Raw genomic sequence first — 21,822 nt, 5'->3', positions numbered from 1 at the left:
CTAGGCTGCTGCGATATGACCGCTGGCGTCGCTAACCCGCGCTAAAAATTGCGTAATTAAGCCTTGAATATCTAAAATGAGAGAGACAGAACCATCCCCCAAGATGGTCGCGCCTGAGATACCAGGCACGCGGGCATAGTTGGACTCCAAGCTTTTGATCACCACTTGCTGCTGCCCAAGCAGCTCATCAAGTAGCAGGCCGACCTTTTTATCTCCGGCTTCGACCAAACAAAGCAGCTGTTTATCAAGATCGTCGCCACTGCTGCCGAGCTCAAACTCTTCTTTTAAACGCAGAATGGGAATGTTTTCTTCTCGCAACCGGTAAAGCTGAACACCAGAGGCGGTTTTAATTTGGCGGCTATCAATCTGAAGCGATTCAATGATAGAAATCAGTGGCACCACATACACTTGGCCTTCTACTTTCACCAGCTGACCGTCTAAGATAGCCAGGGTTAACGGCAAGCTAATTTTGAAAGTGCTGCCTTGCTCTGGCGCCGAGTGCACATCAATGTTGCCGCCCAGCTGTTCAATGTTTCGGCGCACCACGTCCATGCCCACGCCACGCCCGGAGACATCAGAGACTTGTTCGGCTGTGGAGAAACCAGGGGCAAACAAGAGGTTAAAAACATGCGTGTCCGTCAGTTCACTGAGCGGGAGATCGTCTGAAATCAGCCCCTTATCCAGCGCTTTACGCCAGATCCTTTCTTTGTGTAATCCAGCGCCATCGTCACTGACYTCAATCACTATCGAGCCGCCCTGATGGTAAGCATTCAGATGCACTTTCCCTGTTTCAGGCTTGCCTTTTTCCGCGCGGATTTCTGGGGTTTCTAAACCATGATCCACCGCGTTGCGCACCAAATGCACCAGCGGATCAGCAATTCGCTCGAGCACGGTTTTATCTAGCTCGGTGCTCTCGCCTTCAATGACTAACTCCACCCGCTTTCCCAACTGCGAGGACAAGTCTCGAATCAAACGAGGGAAACGGTTAAAGGCAAAACTGATCGGCAACATGCGGATATCGAGCACGCTTTCTTGCAACTCTTTGGTATTGAGCATCAGTTGCTCAAGGCCAGATTGCAGTTGCTCAAGCCGCTCAGGTGAAAAGTCGCTGCTTAACTCTGCCAGCATCGACTGAGTGATGACTAATTCACCTACAAGGTTAATCAAGTTATCGACTTTGTCGATTTCAACGCGAATGGAGGACACACTGGCTTCGCTTTTCGCCGGTGGCTTATTGGCTTTTTTCGCTGCCGGTTTAGCGTCGGGAGAGGAAGCGGGCGCGGAGACGTTGCCTTGCGGCTGTGATGATACGGGATGCTGCTCTACCTCAACGGGTTCAGTATCCGCATCGCTCTCATTCTCAGCGCCGATGGGGCTAATAGTGAGGTCGCATTCATCTTCCACCCACTCAAAAATCGCGGCAATTTCTTCTTCTGGGACATGACCATCAACACGAATGTGCCAACGCAAGTAAAGCTGCTCAGGGTCCAATTGTTCGAAGGTAGGCAAGTGCGTCTGATCGCACGTTACCTCTGCGCCCCCGGGTAGTGCATGAAGCTCACGCAATATACGTACAGGATCATTGCCAGAAAAAAGCATGTCTGGGTGCGGCACAAAGGTAATCGACCATTCTTCATGTCCCGTTGCCGCCGACGCTTGCTGTCCGAGATCTTCTGTGTCTGCTTCTGTTGGCTCAGAGGCTGTTGACGCAGCACTATCACTATCCATAATTGCGTTAAGCGCAGCAGTGACGGCATCTCGCTCGCTTTTGTCGTACTCAACCTCATTTTCGTAAGCTTCAAGCATCGCGAGGATACAATCACCACCACGCAGTAATACATCGATCGTGTGGCTGTCGAGCTGTCGCTTTCCTTCCCGAGCCTCGTCAAGCAAGGTTTCCATCACATGTGTGAAGTGACTAATATCGTCAAGATTAAAGGTGGCAGCCCCCCCTTTAATCGAGTGCGCAGCACGGAAAATGGTATTTATGGATTCAAGATCTGTCGCCCCCGGGTCAAGCGCCAAGAGCTCTCTTTCCAGCACTTCGAGGTTTTCACGACATTCTTCATAAAAGATGCGTCGCAACTGGTCCATATCCATGGCCATATTACCCTCCGTTGATGCGCCTTACAGCACGCGTTTGAGTGTTTTCAGTAAGGTGTCTGGGTTGAATGGTTTAACAATCCATCCTGTCGCTCCCGCCGCTTTACCCGCCGACTTTTTCTCAGCGGACGCTTCGGTAGTGAGCATCAATATCGGGGTAAATTTGTACTGCTGTACGCCTCGCACTTGTTTAACAAACTCAAAACCATCCATCACCGGCATGTTGACGTCGGAAATGATGAGGTCAAACTTTTTAGACTTTGCTTTTCGCAGTGCATCTGCACCATCATTAGCTGTTTCAACCTGATAACCCGCCTCTTTTAGCGTGTGGCTCACCATTTGCCGAATAGACACCGAATCATCCGCTGCTAGTATATTTGCCATCCTTTTACTCCCACTCCGTGTATCAAGTATTTAGCTTTAATAAAGTCGTCATGCCGGCATGTTGCGCCGATATGTGTAGGCAATCCGGTACGTTTTGCCACTGAATGTCATCACACGAAAGTACCAGCCCCAGCAGTAATTGCAGGCCTGCACCATCGACCCTGCCCAATTGGCTGGCATCTATCACGCATGACGGACTGTCCGTCTTTCTCGCCTCCCATTCCGCTTTTACCTGCTGTACTTGGGAAATATCGAGAGACTCTCCAAGTTCTATTACCATGGCAGAACCGCCCTAATCTGTTGTCAAAACAAGGCATCTCATTTACTTGTTGAATAAGTGTAGCAACATTCAATAGAACAACTGGTTTTAGTCCTTACTTTTAAAGATGGATTATCGACAGGTAGTTTTTTCGACCAAAAAGAAAAGCTAAAATTATGTATATGAAACAGAACTTTATATAAAGTTCATTTGTAAAACATAATTAAATCAACACCTTTGCATTCCTTTCTATTCATTCAAAAGAATGAGTGAGATCACAAAAAGTAACGGTTAAACAACGTGGGAATAATACTTATTCCAATGAAATGAAGCAGTTAAATATGCTTTGACACGAGCCGGTTAATGCTATTTAATAGTCGCCCTGGCCCGGATAGCTCAGTCGGTAGAGCAGGGGATTGAAAATCCCCGTGTCGGTGGTTCGATTCCGCCTCCGGGCACCATGTTTACGAAAACCCCTGCTCACATGAGTGGGGATTTTTTTATGCCGACACCGTGTCGGTGACCTTGCAGGCCGCGATCTATTCCGCCTCCGGGCACCATGTTTACGAAAATCCCTGCTCACACGAGTGGGGATTTTTTTATGCCACGACAGCAAATGCATCCCCCCTCTGGCACTTTTTGCTACCCTTTAAGTCGGCTTCCGCTCAGTGCGATAGCGATTAGGCTTTTTACTCAACATCGCCTATTTATGGTAATCTGTTGGGGTTTTATTCTTGTCTTTTACCTCATGGATCGAGTGTCATTAACGCATGTCAGCCAATAGCATCAAGCTCTCAACAGAGCGACTTCAAGCCGGTCTTTACATCAAACTCCCGCTAAAATGGCGCGATCATCCGTTTATGCTTAATCGTTTTCAAATAGAAAGTGAGGCACAAGCGAAGGTGATACGCTCGCTCCCGATAAGCTTTGTCTACTATTACCCGGATAAAAGTACGGCGGCGCCTTTACCCGCACTGGCAGAAAAAAAAGAAAACCCGGATGAAGTCGATCCACATGCGGTCAGCCGAGAAAAAGCGGCGATGGAGCAGGAGAAACAACTGCGTATAGAGGAACAACGCCGCTTTCGTGCGCGCATTCAAAAAGTGCAGAAGCATTATCAACGTTCGATGGCACAGCTACGGGCCATCAATATGAAGGCGGCCAACCGTCCACAAGCGGCTAACGAGGATGTCCGCATGCTCGTCGATAGCATGATGGTCTTTGGTAGCGAGTCGAATGTCACCCTGCATCTAATGGACGATCCTAGCCTGGCAGAAGACATGTATGCGCACTCACTGAATGTGGCCGTCCTCGCGCTGATGTTGGCACGTAGTAACGGGTACGACAATGATCAGCTTCGCGCATTGATCACCGGCGCGGTGCTGCATGATATCGGTACAAAGAAGGTGCCGTCGGCCATCGTGCGAAAAAAGGAGCGACTGACGGAGCCGGAAATGAATTACTACCGTCAACATGTTAATTATGGGGCGGAGCTGGTAGCAGAAATGAAAGAGTGTACCCCTGAAGTCGAAACCATCATTGCCCAGCACCACGAGTTTGCTAACGGCAGTGGTTTCCCCAAAGGCCTATTAGGCGATGACATTGACGAAGCGGCACAAATTGTCAGTATGGTGAACTTTTTTGACCGCTTATGTCGCCCTCAGTTTGGCGCACCAGCAAGGATGCCTTTTGCTGCCTTGTCTCATCTTTTTAAAGACAACAAAGCCAAGTTCAACCCACGTTTGTTGGCATTATTTGTCAAGATGATGGGCGTCTATCCACCGGGGACGGTGGTGAAATTGTCGAATGACGATGTCGGCATTATTATTTCGGTGAACAGCTCTGCCCTGCTTAAACCCAATGTGATGATTTATGATCCGGATATTCCTTCCGATCAAGCCACCATCATTGACATGCGCGACAGTGAGCTAGAGATAGACACGGCCGTGCCTATCTCCAAATTGCCAGAAGTGGTGAAAGAGTACCTGAAGCCACGCACTCGAATTGCCTATTTTATGGACGCTGACGGCTAAGCAACGACGCATTAGTCGCCACTGGGATCAGCTTTGTCCGCTTTATCGACGGCTCGATGCAATTCCACTGTCAGGTTATCAATAAGGCGTGTATTACCAAGATAAGCGGCGACCAAAATCACGGCTTGTCGGCTGTCTTCGTTCACGTACGCAAGAGAGGTGGCGTCACGAATATAAAATTCGTCAGGCTGTAATCCCGCCGCGCGCAATTGATCATGAGCATCTTCAATCAGATCGTCGAGATCACGACGCCCATTGCGCATTTGTGCACTCATCCAGCGCATGGTTTTTGCCAATACTGGTGCACGTTGGCGCTCATCGACGGTTAGGTTGTTATTACGAGAGCTCATCGCCAACCCATCGCTTTCACGCACGGTGGGTACACCAATAATCTCAATCTGCATGGCCATATCTGCCACCAATTTGCGGATCACCGCCAATTGCTGAAAGTCTTTTTCGCCAAAACAGGCCACCGCAGGCTGCACCAAATTAAAGAGCTTGCTCACCACGGTGGCAACACCACGAAAATGACCGGGGCGCGATGCCCCTTCTAACATGGTTGAGAGCCTTGGCACCTCGACCGTGGTGTGTGCATCGAGTCCGTGTGGATATAGCGTGTCGGCCGTTGGTGTAAACACCAGATCCACGCCCTCCTCACGCAACTTGGCCAGATCATCATCCAATGTACGCGGGTAGTTGGCTAAATCGTCCGCGCGATCAAACTGCATCGGGTTAACAAAAATGCTAACCACGACAGCATCGCCTCGCTCGCGAGCTTTGCGCACCAAGGTTAAATGCCCTTGGTGGAGATTCCCCATGGTCGGCACAAAGGCGATGCGCTTATCCGCTTTTTGCCACTGGCTGATTTGATCGCGCAGTGGCGCCACCTCAGAAATTACCTGCATACTCGGTCTCTCTATTTAAACGTGTGGGCGGAACCGGGAAATTCGCCACTCGCCACTTCCTGCACATACTTAGCCACCGCAGCGCGCGCATCACCGGCCTCTGCCAAGTAGTTTTTCGAGAACTTGGGCATATAGTTTGCCGATACGCCGAGCATATCATGCATGACCAAAATTTGACCATCGGTATCACCGCCGGCACCAATGCCAATCACTGGCACCGACACCGTCTCGCTAATACGTTTAGCCAGTGAGGCGGGCACGCATTCAAGTAGGATAATCTGTGCACCGGCCTTCTCTAGCGCGACCGCATCGGCCACCATTTGCTCGGCTTTCTCTTCCTCACGGCCTTGTACTTTAAAGCCACCAAAGATATTCACCGATTGCGGGGTGAGGCCCAAGTGCGCACAAACCGGCACGGCGCGCTCAGTCAGCATTTTCACCGTATCAACCAGCCATGATCCGCCCTCAATTTTGACCATATTGGCGCCCGCTTTGATCAACGCTGCAGCATTAGTACAGGCTTGCTCAGGGGTGGCACAGCTCATAAATGGCATATCGGCCATCAGCAAGCTGTTAGGACTGCCCGCTCGCACGCAACGGGTGTGATACGCCAGCTCGTCAACAGAGACTGACAAGGTATCGCTTTTTCCTTGCAACACCATGCCTAACGAATCGCCAACTAATAAAACAGGCACGTCCTGCTGCTCAAATAATTGAGCAAAGCTCGCATCATAGGCAGTCAAGGACGCAAACTTCTGCCCTTGCTGCTTCCAAGTGATCAGATCGGTAATTGTGATTTTTTTCATTGTGTCTCCCAAAGCCTGAAACTGGGGCCCACCGATTAAGCGTGATCGCTAATACGGGTTAAACCATTGCGATCAACGCGCGTCAGGCACGCGGCGAGGGTGCTGCCATCAGGCAGGCACAAGTCGGGGGCGATGTCGGCAAGTGGATAAAGCACGAACTCACGCACTTTCATGCCGTAATGTGGCACCGTCAGTCGCGGCTCGTCGATGACGCGATTGCCATAGAGTAGAATATCGAGGTCCAACGTTCTCGGTCCCCAACGCTCTGCTTTGCGTTCCCTGCCATAATCAAGCTCAATGGCTTGTGTTGCATCCAATAGTGTCAGAGGGTCAAGCTGAGTGTCCAGCGCCGCGACGGCATTAACATAATCGGGCTGATCGGTCGGCCCCATGGGTTTGCTGGTATAAAGGGCTGATACTGCCACAAAACGACTCTGCGGCAGTGTCTTTAACGCAGCAATCGCCTGTTTGGCTTTTTCTACAGGCTCACCGAGATTGCTGCCAATGGCGATATATACCCGATTCATGCGTCTGAATTTGACTGCGGTTTACGCCGACGTGGCGGTCCCTTACGCCGACGAGACTTGGGTTTACGCGTATTATGAACTTTATTGATCGCACGCACCATTTTTTGGCGGCCACTTTGATCTGCACGCTGAAAGTCTCGCCACCACGCACACAGCGCTTCGGTCTCTTCACCTTCGACCGCACCGCGCATCTCGAGCAAATCAAATGCCGCGCGGAATTTTTTCTCGTCCAGTGTTTTAAACGCACGCGCACCAGTGCGACGAGTCATACGCATTTGCAATTGCCACACTTCACGTATCATGGCGGTGAAGCGCCGCGGAATGGCGATGGTCTTAACTTGCTCATCCACAATGTCACTGGCGGCCACCATGAAAGCATCGTAGTAGCTCAAACCACTCTCAAATGCCATTTCTTCCGCCCGTGTCACCAAGGGATACCACAGCATGGCAGCAAATAAGAAAGCCGGATTAATGCGCTGTTCGTTAACTACCCGCTTATCGGTTGAGCGTAATACCTGCTCTAACATCTGTTCCGTTTGGCTAGATTGCGCTTCGGTAAAGTGCGCGGCCACGGCAGGGAAAAGCTGCTGAAATAAGTTATACTCGCGCAACATTTGGTACGTCGCGAACCCTTGACCGGACTGCAATAGCTTCAAGCTTTCTTCAAACATTCGCGCGGCCGGGATGTCTTGCAATAACGGCGCAAGCTCGACAATCGGCGCCGCTGTCGCGCTATTAATCGTCATATCAAGCTTAACCGCAAAGCGCACGGCGCGTAGCATCCGTACCGGATCTTCACGGTAACGCGTTTCAGGATCACCGATCAGGCGGATAACGCGGTTATTGAGATCATCAAGCCCCCCCGCATAATCCCGAATAGAAAAGTCGGCGATATTGTAATACAGCCCGTTCACCGTAAAGTCACGGCGCTGCGCGTCTTCATCGATGGTGCCATATACATTGTCACGCAATAGCATCCCATCTTCCGAGCGAGCGGTTTGCTTATCTTTTTCGCCTTTACCGTGGTGGCCTCGGAACGTGGCGACCTCAATCACATCGCGGCCAAATAAGATATGGGCAAGACGAAAACGCCGCCCAATGAGCCGGCAGTTACGAAACAGCTTTTTGACCTCATCTGGCGTTGCGTCGGTCGCAATATCGAAGTCTTTGGGTTCACGCCCCAACAATAAATCTCGCACACCGCCACCAACGAGGTACGCTTCAAAGCCCGCTTTGTGCAGGCGATAAAGCACTTTCAGCGCATTTTCGCTGATACCTTTGCGCGAAATGCCATGTGCTTTGCGGGGGATAACTTCCAACTTAAGATCCTCAATTGCGCGTGTTTTACTATCACGATTCAGAACCTTACGGCAAAAGCTGGTCACTCGATTAAAGATAGCTCACCTCGTATTTAATTGTTCGGGCCATGAAACAGCGGCATATAATATATCAGGGTGGGCCATTTTAGAATGCTGTCGTCACTTCCGTTTTTCTCGGTATCTGTGTCAACGACCAACGCTTAACCGCCAGGTCCAATAATTGGGTGGGACTAGCCACCTCTTGCTCAGCCACTGCATGCAAACCAAGAAACGTCATCGCTGCGCGTAAAGCTGGAAGCGGCGCTTGATTATCAATGGCAGGAGCCCGGTTTTGCTTAGAAAGCTTGTGTCCCTCTGCATTGACAGCCAGAGGAAGGTGTAAATAACGCGGCACGGGTTGGCCGAGTTGTTGGTACAACGCGATATGGCGCCCTGTCGGCATAATTAAATCCGCCCCACGCACGATATCGGTCACGCCTTGGTCGATATCATCCAATACCACCGCAAGGTTATACGCATACAAGCCATCGCGTCGTTTGATGATAAAGTCTTCATTGGCAAGATGCGCATCAAGACCAAGCGTACCATGCAACCTGTCCTGAAAAGCGAGCACCTCAACGGGACTTTTTAGTCTCACCGCCGCCGCTTGCGCCCCTTTACCTTTATCACGACACCAACCTGGGTAGACGCCGCCCGCCTCTTTAATCTGCCGACGCGTACAGGTGCAATAATACGCCTGTCCCGATGCAAGCCAAGCCTCTATTTGTGCTTGATAATCAGAAAGGTGCTGGCTTTGGTAACGCACCTCTCCGTCCCACTCAAAACCAAACGCCTCTAGCGTGCGCAAAATGTCACTCGCGGCGCCCGGCTGCTCCCGAGGCGGATCGATATCTTCAATCCGAACCAGCCATTGCCCATGGTGTGCACGCGCATCTAAATACGAGCCAAGTGCCGCCACCAATGAGCCAAAGTGTAGCGGGCCCGACGGGGAAGGAGCAAAACGGCCAATATAAGCGGTCTGCAAAGTCATGATAAGCGCATAGACAGTAGGTGCAACGCCTGCAGCGAGTGTGAATAGCGCAAATTGTACGGGGATCTTGCGCTAACACAAGCACCCTAAAACACAAAAAGGGAGCCGAGGCTCCCTTTTATCTGTCTGATTTTCTCTCCGCTAACCACGGCTAGGCATCGATGTGTGCAAATATAACGCGCCAGCGTTAGCCAGCCATTTGCTTTTCTTTTAGCTCAGCCAGTGTTTTACAATCAATACACAGCTCTGCTGTTGGGCGAGCTTCTAAGCGGCGCACCCCAATTTCGATACCACACGAGTCGCAAAAGCCGAAGTCATCATCTTCGATACGCTGCAATGTCTTATCGATCTTCTTAATCAGCTTGCGCTCGCGATCGCGATTACGCAGCTCTAGGTTGAATTCCTCTTCCTGTGCTGCACGATCGACAGGATCGGGGAAATTGGCCGCCTCATCTTTCATATGATTCATGGTGCGGTCGACTTCTTCCCTGAGCTGATTACGCCACGCATTGAGGATTTTACGGAAATGCTCAAGCTGAGCCTCTCCCATATACTCCTCTCCAGGTTTCTCCTGGTATGGCTCTAATCCGGCAATGGCCAGGATGCCCAGCGATTTCTTTTCTTTGCTTTCTGGCATTCAGCTTCTCCTAAAAAACCTTGACATGACCCGTGTCTGTCAAATGAGGGCGCTATCTATAGCAGAAAGCCTTTAGGGTGGCAATCTTTGATTTACGCCGCGCAACGCCCAATGTGAACATGCTTACACTTTTGCGGTATGACTAACAAAAGGTACGGAATTAACCAGATTTAGCTCACTCGGCGACATCTGAGCCTGATAGCAGATCACYTCTACCCCTGACGCCAACGCCTGATTTAATAACTGGTTATAATCCGGGTCGATATGRGGGGCGCCAGTGACTTTTTCAATCCCCGAGTGCAAAACAACGAACAATAAAACCGCACGATGTCCTTGCTCTGCCATCGCCATCAGCTCACGCAAGTGCTTTTGCCCACGCGTCGAGACGGCGTCCGGAAACGCGCCCCAGCCGTCTTCCTCCAATAATGTGACACTCTTTACTTCTATATAGCAGTCCGCTTTGTCATCGTCACGTAATAGTAGGTCTATGCGGCTGTTTTCACTGCCATAGCGTACTTCCGTCTGTAATTGTCGATACCCCACTAGTTCAGGAATACGATTCGCCTGCACCGCCTCAACCGCTAAGGCGTTGGCGCGCGCCGTGTTGACACAAATCCAGTGTCCCTGCTGGGTATGATTAAGCTCCCAACTGTGAGGGTATTTACGCTTGGTATTATCGGAGGTGGAATACCAAACGGTATCGCCTGGCGTCGCACAACCGGTCATCGCCCCCGTATTGGCACAATGCATGGTCAGCGACTCGCCATTAGCCAAGGTCACATCGGTTAAAAAACGTTTATAGCGGCGTACTAAGGTTGCCGACGCTAGTGGTGGGGAAAACTGCATCTGCCGTTCCTGCTGATGATTAACAAAGGCTGAATTGATGCAGGCATTGGTATAACGCCCGCCCCTCATTATCTCGAGGTATCGATTCATCCGACGAGGAGGAAGGCGAAGCATATAATCCAAATCGTTGACACGCAAATGTCTGGGCAGGAGGCGTCGGTAAGTCCAGCGCATCGTCATCTTTGACACCACGACGCAAGGTAATATGCGGGGTAAACGCATGACTGTCCGCTTTCGCTGGCCAAACGGGTACGGTCTGTAAATGATGAGCCAGCGCCAATAAGGCTTGCGGAGGAGACGCTAACGTTGCACAGACAATCCTCGGCTGAGCCCATACTTCAACGGTCGAGGCCGTGATGGAAAAGGCGGGCAGTTGAAGGTCTTGCACCGTGGCTTGTAGACGAGGAATATATGCATCCGGCACATCACCCAAAAACGCCAAGGTAAGATGTAAGTTTTGATCGGGCACCGCATGCCCTACTCCACTGAGGCGATTTTTATACGCCACCAGCTGCGCCCGGGCGGTTTGGTTAATGTCCTCCTCCAAACCTAGCGCGAAAAATAGTCGCATGGGCTCTCCTTTTACGCTCAGTCCGTTAAAATAGTCACTTTGATTCTGACACAAAGGGCAAATTCTTGTCGCAGCTTCCGATTGATGCCGTGATACCTGACCTGATAGACGGGCTCGCGGCCTATCCACAAATCCTCTTATCCGCACCACCAGGAGCGGGTAAGTCGACGCGCTTGCCCCTCGCGCTACTTGAGCAAGCATCACTGCCGGGAAAAATCGTGCTACTGGAACCCCGTCGGCTCGCCGCTCGCAACATTGCTCGCTTCCTCGCCCATCACCTGGATGAGCCTATTGGCCAAACCATAGGTTTACGCATGCGTGGTGAGACAAAAGTCAGTGCTAAAACGCGTGTTGAGGTGGTCACTGAGGGAGTGCTGACACGTTTGCTGCAAACCGACCCCATGCTCGATGGCGTGAGTGTGATCATGTTCGACGAGTTTCACGAACGCAGCCTGCATGCCGATCTGGCGCTCGCCTTGAGCCTAGATTGCCAAGCCGGCTTGCGAGATGATCTGCGCCTAGTGGTCATGTCTGCCACCTTAGATAATCACGCCTTGGCGCAACATTTACCCGACGCCCTGACCCTGACAACTGAAGGGCGCAGCTACCCGATTCATTATCACTATCACCCACTGTCACGGCATTCACCATGGGCCAGCGCAGTAGCGAGCGCCAGCCTTGATTTTATCGCTCAACACGCAGGGTCGGCCCTACTCTTTCTCCCCGGCATGGGCACGATTAGACAGGTTTATGCCGCCCTAGAAGGGCGCCTACCTGATGACATGGATTTGCACCGCCTCCACGGCAGCCTTGACGTCTCGGCGCAACACGCCGCGATTGCGCCTCCCTCCCCTGGAAGACGTAAGTTAGTGCTCACAACCAACATTGCTGAAACCAGTTTAACCATCGAAGGGATTCGTTTAGTCATCGATGCTGGGCTTGAGCGCTTGGTGTTGCACCAAGCCCAAACCGGTATCAATAAATTGGTGACGCGGCAAATAACGCGTAGCGCTGCCATCCAGCGTGCGGGGCGAGCAGGTCGTCTCGAAGAAGGGCAATGCCTGCGCTTATACAGTGAAGAGCAATTTCAGCGCTTACCTGCCACTCCCACCGCGCCGATCTTGCGAGAGGACTTGACCGATCTTGCCCTCAATGTCATCCAGTGGGGCTGTGATGTCAAAGATTTACATTGGCTTGACGTGCCGCCCACCAAGCATTGGCAAGCGGCCTGTACCAGACTGACACAATTGGGGCTGATTGATACGCGCCAAGGACTCACAGCGCTGGGGCAACGTGCCATCCAATTGGCTGCTAGCCCGCGCGCTGCCGCCATGTTGGCTCGGGCTGAAAAGGCGGATACCGCCGTGTTATCCACCGCCTGCTGGCTCGCCGCATGGGCCGACAAACCGATGACCTCAGGTGTATCACTGGCACTGATTGACCAATTACAGGCGGTCATGTCTCACAAAGACTATCAAGACCGCGCTCAATCGCTGGCACGGGCACTTGGGATAAAGTTACAACGCTCACTCGATGAAGCCATATTGCCACTGCTGGCCGCGAACATCTGGCCAGATAGAATCGCATTGAGACGGGGAAAAACGGGGCGCTTTATGATGGCCAATGGTCACGGCGTGACACTCGATAGCCAAGACGCACTCAGTCACAACGAGGCAATCGTGGTTTGTGATGTGATGGCCGGCGAGCAACACGACAGCCGCGCCTACAGTGCTATCGCGCTTTCACTGCGCTCGCTACAACAAATGCGCCCCGACTTATTACGTGAACATGAGGTCGTACAATGGGATGACCAACGCGGCACATTACAAGCAGAAAAACAGCAACGCCTCGGCGAATTAGTGCTTTATCGTGAGCCACTTAATACACTCAGCGCTGAGCAACAGGCGCAAGGGTTATTAAACGCCGTGCGCCAAAAAGGCATTAATACATTGAACTGGCAAAGCGGCAGCCAATCCTTGCTCACCCGCGCCCGCTGCGCACAAGCCTGGGGACTGGATATCATGCTACCGCCACTTAGCGACGACGACTTATTGGCATCGCTCGATACCTGGCTGGCGCCTTTTGTCCATGGCATGTCACGTTGGCAAGCCCTGCAGCAGCTGGATCTCAAGCCCGTGCTGGAGGCCTGGTTCGGTTTTGCGGCAACACAGCAATTAAACACCGCGTTGCCCACACACATTACTGTCCCAACCGGATCACGTTATCCGCTGCGCTATAACCCGGAAAACGCGCCCGTCTTAGCGGTAAAAATGCAGGAAATGTACGGACAGGCGGATACACCCACCCTGGCTAACGGCCAGGTGGCCGTGCAAGTGGAGTTGCTCTCTCCCGCCGGACGGCCACTGCAAATCACGCAAGATCTGGCGGGGTTTTGGCAAGGCAGCTACAAAGAGGTGCAAAAAGAAATGAAAGGGCGCTACCCTAAGCACCTTTGGCCTGATGATCCGGCCAACCATGCGCCAACCCGTAAAACCAAGCGCCATTTTAACCAGAGTTAAGCTATTGTATGGCAGAGAAAAAAACACGCTCACGCCCGAGCAACAAAAAACGTTCATCACCCAAGCGCCAGCCCAAAAAGACGTCTACTAAGCCAAGTTGGGGGAAACGCCTGTTAGGCTTGGGGCTAAAGTGCAGCCTCGTCGGGATTGCGGCCGTCGTTATGTTAGGTATCTATCTGGATGGCAAAATCCAAGACAGGTTCAGCGGCCAGATTTGGCAGCTTCCTGGGGTCGTTTATGGCCGAGTCATCAACCTGTCTCCTGGCAGCGACTTTTCCCTTTTGCAGCTGCGCCAACAGCTAGACGCCCTCAACTATCAGAAAGTGCGTACGCCCAAAAGGCCTGGCGAGTATTCGGCGTCAAGCACTCGGCTTGAGATCATTCGTCGCCCATTTGATTTTGAGGATGGGCCCGCGCCGGCGCGTCATGCGATGTTGAGCTTTGCTGACGGCCAAGTGGGTAAAATCACCGAGGTAAACAGCCAACAACCGCTAGGATTACTGCGTATCGAGCCCAAGCTGTTGGGCATGATGGAATCTGGAATTCGCGAGCAGCGTTTATTCTTACCACGAGAGCGCTTTCCCGAATTTTTAGTTGAAGCTTTGATTACCACGGAAGACAGAGACTTCTATCATCACGAAGGCGTCTCTCCTACGGGTATTTTGCGTGCCTTGGTCGCCAATATTCGCGCAGGACGCACCGTGCAAGGTGGCTCGACGCTTACCCAACAGCTGGCTAAAAACCTATTCCTCACCCGTGATCGTACCTTGTGGCGTAAGGTGCAAGAAGCCTACATGGCTTTGATCCTCGATTTTCGCTACAGCAAAGACAAAATCCTAGAGGCCTATCTTAACGAGGTCTACCTTGGCCAAAACCGCGGCGAGCCGGTGCATGGCTTTCCTTTGGGCGCGCGCTTGTATTTTGGTCGCCCTATCAGTGAGCTACGTATTGATCAACTCGCGCTGCTGGTTGGCATGGTAAAAGGGCCATCTTATTACAATCCCTTCCGCCACCCTGAACGCGCGAAAACACGACGTGATCTGGTATTACGCTTGATGCTCGAGCAAAATCTACTCACCAGTGCCAATTACGATGCTGCCGCCAGTCGTCCGCTCGATATTCAGGCCACTCCAACACTTTCGCGTCCCCAACCCGCCTATTTTGATCAACTTAAAGAGGAGATCCGCCAACATGTAGGCGATAACTACGCGGCAGGAGAAGGGCTACGTATATTTACCACACTGGATCCTGTCTCACAGCAAGCCATTGAAGGCGCGGTGGTGGATAAAGTTAAGGCGCTGAAAAATAGAGCTGGCAACAAACTTGAAGCGGCGGCCGTCATCGCAGACCGACGCAGCGGTGAAATACGCGCCATGGTTGGTGGGGCGCGCCCAGGCTTTGCAGGCTTTAATCGCGCATTAAATGCCAAACGTCCTATCGGCTCGCTCTCAAAACCAGCGGTGTATCTGACCGCGTTGAGCCACCCCGAACGTTTCCAGCTCACCAGTAAGATTGACGATAAACCGATTCGCTTGGAGGGTAGCCAAGGCAGTAGCTGGCAACCACGCAACTATGATCGCCAGTATCGAGGCCGTGTGTCCTTACTCACCGCTCTCGCCAAGTCTTATAACGTCCCGACGGTGAATCTCGGCATGCAGTTGGGGTTAGATGAGGTGATCAATACCTTTGGCAAACTGGGTGCTAATACCGATAATATCCCCCAGGTACCGTCATTGCTCCTCGGCGCGTTTAGCATGAGTCCCTTCGACGTCACCCAAATCTACCAAACGCTCGGCAGTGGTGGGCAACGTGCGCCATTAACCGCCTTACGCGCGGTCACCACCAAAGAAGGACAGAGCCTTTATCAAAACTGGCCAAAAGCCGAGCGTGTTGTCTCTCAGCAAGCCGGCTGGCTAACGCTGTATGCGATGAAACAAGTGGTGCAACAAGGCACCGGCGGTTATTTAAAACGTCATCATGGCAACGTGGCACTGGCCGGCAAAACCGGCACCACAGACGATAACCGAGACAGTTGGTTTGTGGGTATTGATGATAAAGAAGTCACCACGGTGTGGCTTGGCCGCGACGATAACCAATCGACCGGGCTCACCGGGGCCTCAGGCGCATTGCGTGTCTATGATGATTATCTCAGTCGTCGAGGCGCCAGTGCGCTGACGTTATCTTGGCCGGCTCACATCACGACGGTCGCGGTGACGCAAAAAGGCAGTCAATACCAGCTGAGCTGTCGCGGAGATGCCTCGCTGCCAGTTTGGGATATTAACGGGCAGTTTGCCAAGCGCTGTGGTCAGTCAGACCCGGTCGGCTGGCTGAAAGGTTTATTTAATTAACCGTCAGCACACCATCAGGCATCACCGTTCAAGCTCGTAATAAAAAGCCCCGGCCATCATCGCCGGGGCTTTTTTATCCAATATTAATCCGAATCACAGATACGGTGAGGTCGTTAACTACGCAAGCCTGTCCCTTTGGAAATCAAACCCCAAGCCAGCGCATACAAGCCGATAATAAACAGCGTCAGTACCCCAAACGATGTCATGATGCCGACATCTGACACGCCAAGAAAGCCGTACCGGAACGCGTTCACCATGTACACAATCGGGTTGAGCTTGGATACCCCTTGCCAAAAATCGGGCAACAGTGAGAGTGAATAAAACACCCCACCTAAGTAGGTTAAGGGCGTCAGCACAAAGGTGGGGATAAGGCTAATGTCGTCAAACGTTTTGGCGAAGATAGCGTTGATAAGCCCACCCAATGCGAACACCGCCGAAGTAAAGACCACGGTGGTAATCACGATCAACGGATGCGCTATCTGCAAGTCGACGAAGAACAAAGAGGTCATGGTCACCAAGGCGCCGACCGCTAACCCCCGACACATCCCGCCACCGATATACCCGGCAATGATCACGTAATTGGGGATCGGCGCCACCAAAAGCTCTTCAATATTATGCTGAAACTTGGCACTAAAAAATGAAGAGGCCACATTCGAGTAGGAGTTGGTGATCACCGACATCATGATAAGCCCCGGCACGATATACTCCATGTAGGAGAAACCTTCCATCTGGCCAATCCGCGAGCCAATCAGATTACCGAAAATGATAAAATAGAGGCTCATGGTAATCGCGGGCGGAACCAAGGTTTGCACCCAGATACGGGTAAAGCGCGCCACTTCTTTATGAATCAGAGTTCGAAAGGCGACCCAATACAAAGCATTCATGCACGCTCCTCCCCATTTTGCTGAATTAAGGTGACAAATAGCTCCTCAAGGCGGTTTGCCTTATTGCGCATCGACAGCACCTGCACCCCTTGTTGCGACAACTGATCAAAGACAGGGGTCAACCCGACTGACTTATTCACTTCCACTTCCAAGGTATTGGTATCGGTTTTCTGCCAGTTGACACCGTCTAAGGTGCTCAGTTTATGCCCCGGTTGTAAATCAAGGATAAACGTCTCTGCGTCCAGCTTCGCCAGCAAGGCCTTCATGGAGGTATCTTCCACCAGCTCGCCTCGATTGATGATACCGATGTTGCGACACAAGGTTTCGGCTTCTTCAAGGTAATGAGTGGTGAGAATAATGGTGATCCCTTGCCGGTTTATCTCGGAGAGAAAGTCCCACATTGAACGACGCAGCTCAATATCGACACCGGCGGTTGGCTCGTCCAAAATCAACAGACGAGGCTCATGCATCAGCGCACGGGCGATCATTAAGCGACGCTTCATGCCTCCCGACAAATTACGGGCAGGCTCGTGGCGCTTATCCCATAAATCGAGCTGCGAGAGGTATTTTTTCGCGCGTAATTTGGCTTGGTCGCGGGGCACACCATAGTAACCCGCTTGGTTCACCACGATCTGCTCCACTTTCTCAAACTGGTTAAAGTTAAACTCTTGTGGCACCAGCCCGATTTGTTTTTTGGCTTCCACTTTTTGGGTATCGAGATCGTAGCCAAAAATGCTCACCTGCCCCTGGGTTTTATTCACCAGTGAGCTCAAAATGCCAATGGTGGTGGATTTGCCCGCCCCATTTGGCCCCAATAGCGCATAAAAATCGCCCTCTTCCACAGAGAGCGATACCCCTTTTAGCGCCTTAACACTGGTCCCATAGGTTTTGACCAGGTCTTTGATGTCGATGGCTTTCATAAGCTCCCGTTCTTTTAAGGCATGACCTCGGTCACTCGGTGCGCAGCACGGAGTGCGTCATAACGGCTATCAAAAGTATGATCGTCAGTGAGCCAATTTTTAACATGCAAGCGCTCAAGCTGATCCCGTGTTTTTTGATGGGGGCAGAGCAGAAAAACTTGGCAATTGGCGTCAACCGCATCTTTGATCGCATTTTCCAGCGCGAGGCCGACGGTCATATCAATCATGGGCACGTCACTGAGGTCTAAGATCATGACATCGAATTCCTCGATTTTACTGTGCTGACGTGCAATCGCTTTCGAGACACTGAATATCATTGGGCCTGAGAGATAGAAAAACAACACTTTTCCGTTGGCGCTGTCTAGTAAAGCCCTTTCCATCTCGCTCAGGGGGACGTCATCTTCATCCGCATCACTGATCGCTTTGACCTGCTTTTCTTGCTCACGGCTTAAGTGTTCGATGGCAATAATATTGGCAATAAACACGCCCACACCCACTGCCACGATTAAGTCCACCAGCACGGTTAATATCATCACCCCATACATGATCACGGTTTGATGTAAGCTGACTTTGTGAGCACGTTGGATAAAGGTGCGGTCAAGGATATTGAAGCCCACATAGATGGCGATACCCGCCAGCACCGCCATCGGGATGGGCTCAGTCAAAAAGCCTGCGACCAAGATCACCGCCGCTAAAATGAGGGCGCGCACAATGGCCGCAAAGGGTGAGCGCCCGCCCACTTGTACATTGACGACCGTGCCCATGGTGCCACCCGCTCCCGGCAAAGCGCCAAATAACCCCGCGACCATATTGGCCAGCCCCTGACCGCGCAACTCTTTATCCGAGTCGTGCTCCTCACGCGTGAGCGAGTCGGCAATCACAGCAGAGAGCAAAGTATCAATACAGCCCAAGGTCCCCAACACTAACGCGTCCACCACCATGGTGGTCAGCACCTCACTGTCGATGTGTGGCAGCATCAAGGTTGGCAAGCCAGTTGGAATAACACCAATTCGACGAATCGCCTCGAGATCAAACCACCACATTGACAGCAAAGTCACCACCACCAAGGCAACGAGTTGTACCGGCATATAACGGCGATATTTTTGTGGGAAAGAAAAGAGGATCCCAAGCGTAAGCAGCCCCAATAAAAGCTCACTGCGCTGAGTGTGTGCAATCAGCTCAGGCAACGTCTTCAGTGTGCCCAGCACGCCTCCTTCGGGGGTCACGTGTCCCAACAAAGGCGGCAGCTGCAAAATGATCAAGATAACGCCAATACCGGACATAAACCCAGATATCACGCTATATGGCATTAAAGTAACGTACTTTCCAAGCTTCAAGGTCCCTAAAATCACTTGGAATAAGCCCGCCATCATCACCACCGTAAAGCCCATTGCCATGCCCCCTTCGGGGTAACGTGACACCATGGTGGTGAGTACCGCGGTCATGATCACTGTCATCGGGCCGGTCGGCTCTGAGATAAGGGTTGAAGAGCCACCAAATAACGCGGCAAAAAGCCCCACCAAAATGGCCCCCCACATTCCGGCTTCGGCGCCTGCACCTGACGCTACCCCGAACGCCAGCGAGAGGGGCAAAGAAATAACCGCCGTGGTGACGCCCCCAAACAGGTCCCCTTTCAGGGTCCAGTTCTTGAATCGTTCGAATTTCAAAACAGCTGATCCTTTCAAGTCGTATGCAGTATCACGGCCATGACGGCTTTACTCACTGGCACGGGGGTCCCCCAGTGCGCGCGCCAGTATATAGGAATGTGCACAAGATCAAATCAGGAGGGGAAACGCATGGTTAGTTTTCAACCAAAAAGAATAAAATGATGAGAAATGTGGCAAATATTCACTAAATACATTGTATTTAAGTGATCGTGTATGACGTAGTTTTGAGACTGAAAGTACCGAGCACCTGTCGGGATCCGTAACGACACTGGCACGCGCCAACCTAGCCCGTTGACGCGCACCAGCGTATGCGTGTGTAAGATAAATTGAACAGCGTGCTAAGGCATCACTTCTACCAAGCGGTTGGCCGCCTCGAGCGCTGGCTTGCGTGTGGTAAAAATATGCGCTTCTCTGACCCAGTCACCGATATGCAAACGCTGCAATTGCTCGCGCGTTTCATCATGCGGGCACAGCAAAAATACTGTGCAATCGGCCTCGCGCGCATCTTTAATCGCGTTCTCTAACGCCAAGCCAACCGTCATGTCTAACATAGGCACATCGCTTAAATCTAAGATCATCACGCGGAACTCGTTGATGTGCGCATGCTGGCGTGCAATCGCTTTCGAGACACTAAAGATCATTGGCCCTGAGAGATAGAAAAACAACACTTGGCCATTGCTCGCATCAAGCAGCGCACGCTCTTCGTCATCAAGCGGCACTTCATCGTCTTCGGCATCACTGATGGCCCGTACTTGCTTGGCTTGCTCTCGGCTTAGACGCTCAATGACCAGCAAGTTCGCAATGAATACCCCTAGGCCGACGGCAACAATCAAGTCGACAAACACCGTCAGCGCCATCACGCCATACATGATCCCCGTCTGCTGTAAGCTGATCTTGTGGGCACGATGCAGAAAGCTCCAATCGAGGATATTAAAACCGACGTACAAGGCGATGCCCGCCAATACTGCCATCGGGATCGGCGCGGTCAGCGCACCGGCGACCAATACCACAGCGGCTAACATCGCCGCCCGCAAAATTCCCGATAAGGGAGAACGCGCGCCTACTTGTACATTCACCACGGTGCCCATAGTCGCCCCCGCGCCAGGGAGCGCACCAAATAACCCGGCAATCATATTGGCAATGCCCTGCCCACGCAGCTCACGATCGGAGTTGTGCTCTTGCCGAGTCAGTGAGTCAGCAATCACCGCGGTTAACAAGGTATCAATACACCCTAAGGTGCCCAGCACGAGGGCATCAATTACCATCGCGGTAAAATGTTCTGTCGTGATATGCGGGATCACCAGCGAGGGTAAGCCTGTCGGTATTTCCCCAATACGGCGAATGCTGTCGGTATCAAACAGCAAAATAGAGACCAAGGTGATACTCACGAGTGCGACAAGCTGTGCGGGAATAAAACGACGATACTTGGCAGGGAAATAAAACAAGATGCCAAGCGTCAAAACACCGAGAAATACCTCTTTAATGTCGGCTTGACTGATTAAATCAGGCAATGCTTTGAGTGTGCCAAGCGCCCCGCCTGTCGGGGCCGCTTGCCCCAGCAAGGGGGCCAGCTGGAGCAAAATCAAAATCACCCCAATCCCCGACATAAACCCCGACACCACGCTGTATGGCATTAAGGTGACGTATTTACCCAGCCTTAAGCTACCAATCAGTATTTGGAACGCGCCTGCCATCATCACCACAGTGAACGCCATCGCTACGCCTCCTTCCGGGTAGCGAGACATCATCGCGGTTAGCACCGTGGTCATGATCACTGTCATCGGGCCGGTCGGTTCAGAGATCAGTGTAGACGAACCACCAAATAGCGAGGCAAACAGCCCGACTAAAATCGCGCCCCATAACCCCGCTTCCGCGCCAGCCCCAGAGGCCACACCAAATGCAAGTGCCAATGGTAAAGAGATGATCGCGGTAGTCACCCCACCAAACAAATCCCCTTTTAATGTCAGCTGCGCAAATCGTCCTTTATCAAACACTCACTACCCTCTACTGCATTGATGGTGGAAGAGACAGTATACGAATTTTCTTGGATTAACCTATCCGAGC

18 protein-coding genes and 1 tRNA gene are annotated in these 21,822 nt (G+C 51.9%); 4 read left to right on the top strand and 15 right to left on the bottom strand.

The genetic code is table 11. The features are described from left to right. From BZG23_RS03000 to BZG23_RS02990, 3 genes are read right to left on the bottom strand one after another with little or no spacing between them, the layout of a single operon-like run. Nucleotides 1-2,106, bottom strand: a complete 2,106-nt coding sequence (locus BZG23_RS03000; RefSeq protein WP_077606111.1) for a chemotaxis protein CheA — start codon at nt 2,104-2,106, stop codon at nt 1-3. Between the two features lie 21 nt (nt 2,107-2,127). Beyond that, complete coding sequence (locus tag BZG23_RS02995; protein WP_046074018.1) at nt 2,128-2,487, bottom strand: response regulator; 360 nt, start codon at nt 2,485-2,487, stop codon at nt 2,128-2,130. Nucleotides 2,488-2,509: 22 nt separating this feature from the next. Beyond that, nucleotides 2,510-2,767, bottom strand: a complete 258-nt coding sequence (locus tag BZG23_RS02990; protein WP_077606110.1) for an STAS domain-containing protein — start codon at nt 2,765-2,767, stop codon at nt 2,510-2,512. Between the two features lie 364 nt (nt 2,768-3,131). Here BZG23_RS02990 and BZG23_RS02985 point away from each other — a divergent pair. Next, nucleotides 3,132-3,207: transfer RNA gene (locus BZG23_RS02985), tRNA-Phe, on the top strand. Between the two features lie 309 nt (nt 3,208-3,516). Next, nucleotides 3,517-4,779, top strand: coding sequence for an HD-GYP domain-containing protein (locus tag BZG23_RS02980; RefSeq protein ID WP_046074016.1), 1,263 nt, complete (start codon nt 3,517-3,519; stop codon nt 4,777-4,779). An 11-nt stretch (nt 4,780-4,790) separates the two neighbouring features. On the opposite strand, the gene panC is transcribed toward BZG23_RS02980, so the two are convergent. From panC to thpR, 8 genes are all read right to left on the bottom strand, one after another. Then, the gene (gene panC, locus BZG23_RS02975) at nt 4,791-5,684 is read right to left on the bottom strand and encodes a pantoate--beta-alanine ligase (RefSeq protein ID WP_046074015.1); all 894 of its coding nucleotides are present in this window, start codon (nt 5,682-5,684) and stop codon (nt 4,791-4,793) included. Between the two features lie 11 nt (nt 5,685-5,695). Further along, nucleotides 5,696-6,490, bottom strand: a complete 795-nt coding sequence (gene panB, locus BZG23_RS02970; RefSeq protein WP_046074014.1) for a 3-methyl-2-oxobutanoate hydroxymethyltransferase — start codon at nt 6,488-6,490, stop codon at nt 5,696-5,698. Nucleotides 6,491-6,525: 35 nt separating this feature from the next. Further along, nucleotides 6,526-7,017, bottom strand: coding sequence for a 2-amino-4-hydroxy-6-hydroxymethyldihydropteridine diphosphokinase (folK, locus tag BZG23_RS02965; RefSeq protein WP_077578745.1), 492 nt, complete (start codon nt 7,015-7,017; stop codon nt 6,526-6,528). Continuing rightward, nucleotides 7,014-8,378, bottom strand: coding sequence for a polynucleotide adenylyltransferase PcnB (pcnB, locus tag BZG23_RS02960; RefSeq protein WP_046074209.1), 1,365 nt, complete (start codon nt 8,376-8,378; stop codon nt 7,014-7,016). The genes folK and pcnB overlap by 4 nt, the downstream gene beginning before the upstream one ends. A 103-nt stretch (nt 8,379-8,481) precedes the next feature. Beyond that, nucleotides 8,482-9,366 carry a tRNA glutamyl-Q(34) synthetase GluQRS gene (gluQRS, locus tag BZG23_RS02955; RefSeq protein WP_077606109.1) on the bottom strand — a complete coding sequence of 295 codons (885 nt, stop codon included), beginning with the start codon at nt 9,364-9,366 and terminating at the stop codon, nt 8,482-8,484. A 187-nt stretch (nt 9,367-9,553) separates the two neighbouring features. Next, complete coding sequence (gene dksA / locus BZG23_RS02950; RefSeq protein WP_046074011.1) at nt 9,554-10,003, bottom strand: RNA polymerase-binding protein DksA; 450 nt, start codon at nt 10,001-10,003, stop codon at nt 9,554-9,556. Nucleotides 10,004-10,126: 123 nt separating this feature from the next. Next, nucleotides 10,127-10,849: a DNA/RNA nuclease SfsA gene (gene sfsA / locus BZG23_RS02945; RefSeq protein ID WP_077606108.1), complete on the bottom strand. Its 723-nt coding sequence runs from the start codon at nt 10,847-10,849 to the stop codon at nt 10,127-10,129. 19 nt (nt 10,850-10,868) lie between these two features. Further along, nucleotides 10,869-11,420, bottom strand: coding sequence for an RNA 2',3'-cyclic phosphodiesterase (gene thpR, locus BZG23_RS02940; protein ID WP_077606107.1), 552 nt, complete (start codon nt 11,418-11,420; stop codon nt 10,869-10,871). A gap of 65 nt (nt 11,421-11,485) precedes the next feature. Here thpR and hrpB point away from each other — a divergent pair, with 65 nt between their 5' ends. Continuing rightward, nucleotides 11,486-13,939, top strand: coding sequence for an ATP-dependent helicase HrpB (hrpB, locus tag BZG23_RS02935; protein ID WP_077606106.1), 2,454 nt, complete (start codon nt 11,486-11,488; stop codon nt 13,937-13,939). Between the two features lie 8 nt (nt 13,940-13,947). Continuing rightward, nucleotides 13,948-16,287: a penicillin-binding protein 1B gene (gene mrcB / locus BZG23_RS02930; RefSeq protein WP_077606105.1), complete on the top strand. Its 2,340-nt coding sequence runs from the start codon at nt 13,948-13,950 to the stop codon at nt 16,285-16,287. Between the two features lie 113 nt (nt 16,288-16,400). Here mrcB and BZG23_RS02925 read toward each other — a convergent pair whose 3' ends face one another. The 4 genes from BZG23_RS02925 to BZG23_RS02910 all read right to left on the bottom strand — a co-directional run bounded on the left by BZG23_RS02925 (nt 16,401) and on the right by BZG23_RS02910 (nt 21,752). Further along, the gene (locus BZG23_RS02925) at nt 16,401-17,171 is read right to left on the bottom strand and encodes an ABC transporter permease (protein WP_046074006.1); all 771 of its coding nucleotides are present in this window, start codon (nt 17,169-17,171) and stop codon (nt 16,401-16,403) included. Continuing rightward, entirely contained in the window at nt 17,168-18,091 is a 924-nt protein-coding gene (locus BZG23_RS02920) for an ABC transporter ATP-binding protein (RefSeq protein ID WP_077606104.1), read from the bottom strand. The genes BZG23_RS02925 and BZG23_RS02920 overlap by 4 nt, the downstream gene beginning before the upstream one ends. A gap of 14 nt (nt 18,092-18,105) precedes the next feature. Next, nucleotides 18,106-19,758 (bottom strand): SulP family inorganic anion transporter, encoded by a 1,653-nt coding sequence (locus BZG23_RS02915; protein ID WP_077606103.1) that lies wholly within the window; start codon nt 19,756-19,758, stop codon nt 18,106-18,108. A 338-nt stretch (nt 19,759-20,096) separates the two neighbouring features. After that, a complete protein-coding gene (locus BZG23_RS02910) occupies nt 20,097-21,752 on the bottom strand; it encodes a SulP family inorganic anion transporter (RefSeq protein WP_077606102.1) in 1,656 nt (551 codons plus the stop codon). Between the last annotated feature and the right edge of the window lie 70 nt (nt 21,753-21,822).

Origin of the sequence: Salinivibrio sp. ML290, assembly GCF_001995695.1 — a bacterium.
GTDB lineage: Bacteria > Pseudomonadota > Gammaproteobacteria > Enterobacterales > Vibrionaceae > Salinivibrio > Salinivibrio siamensis.
This window is presented reverse-complemented; position numbering and strand designations above follow the sequence as displayed.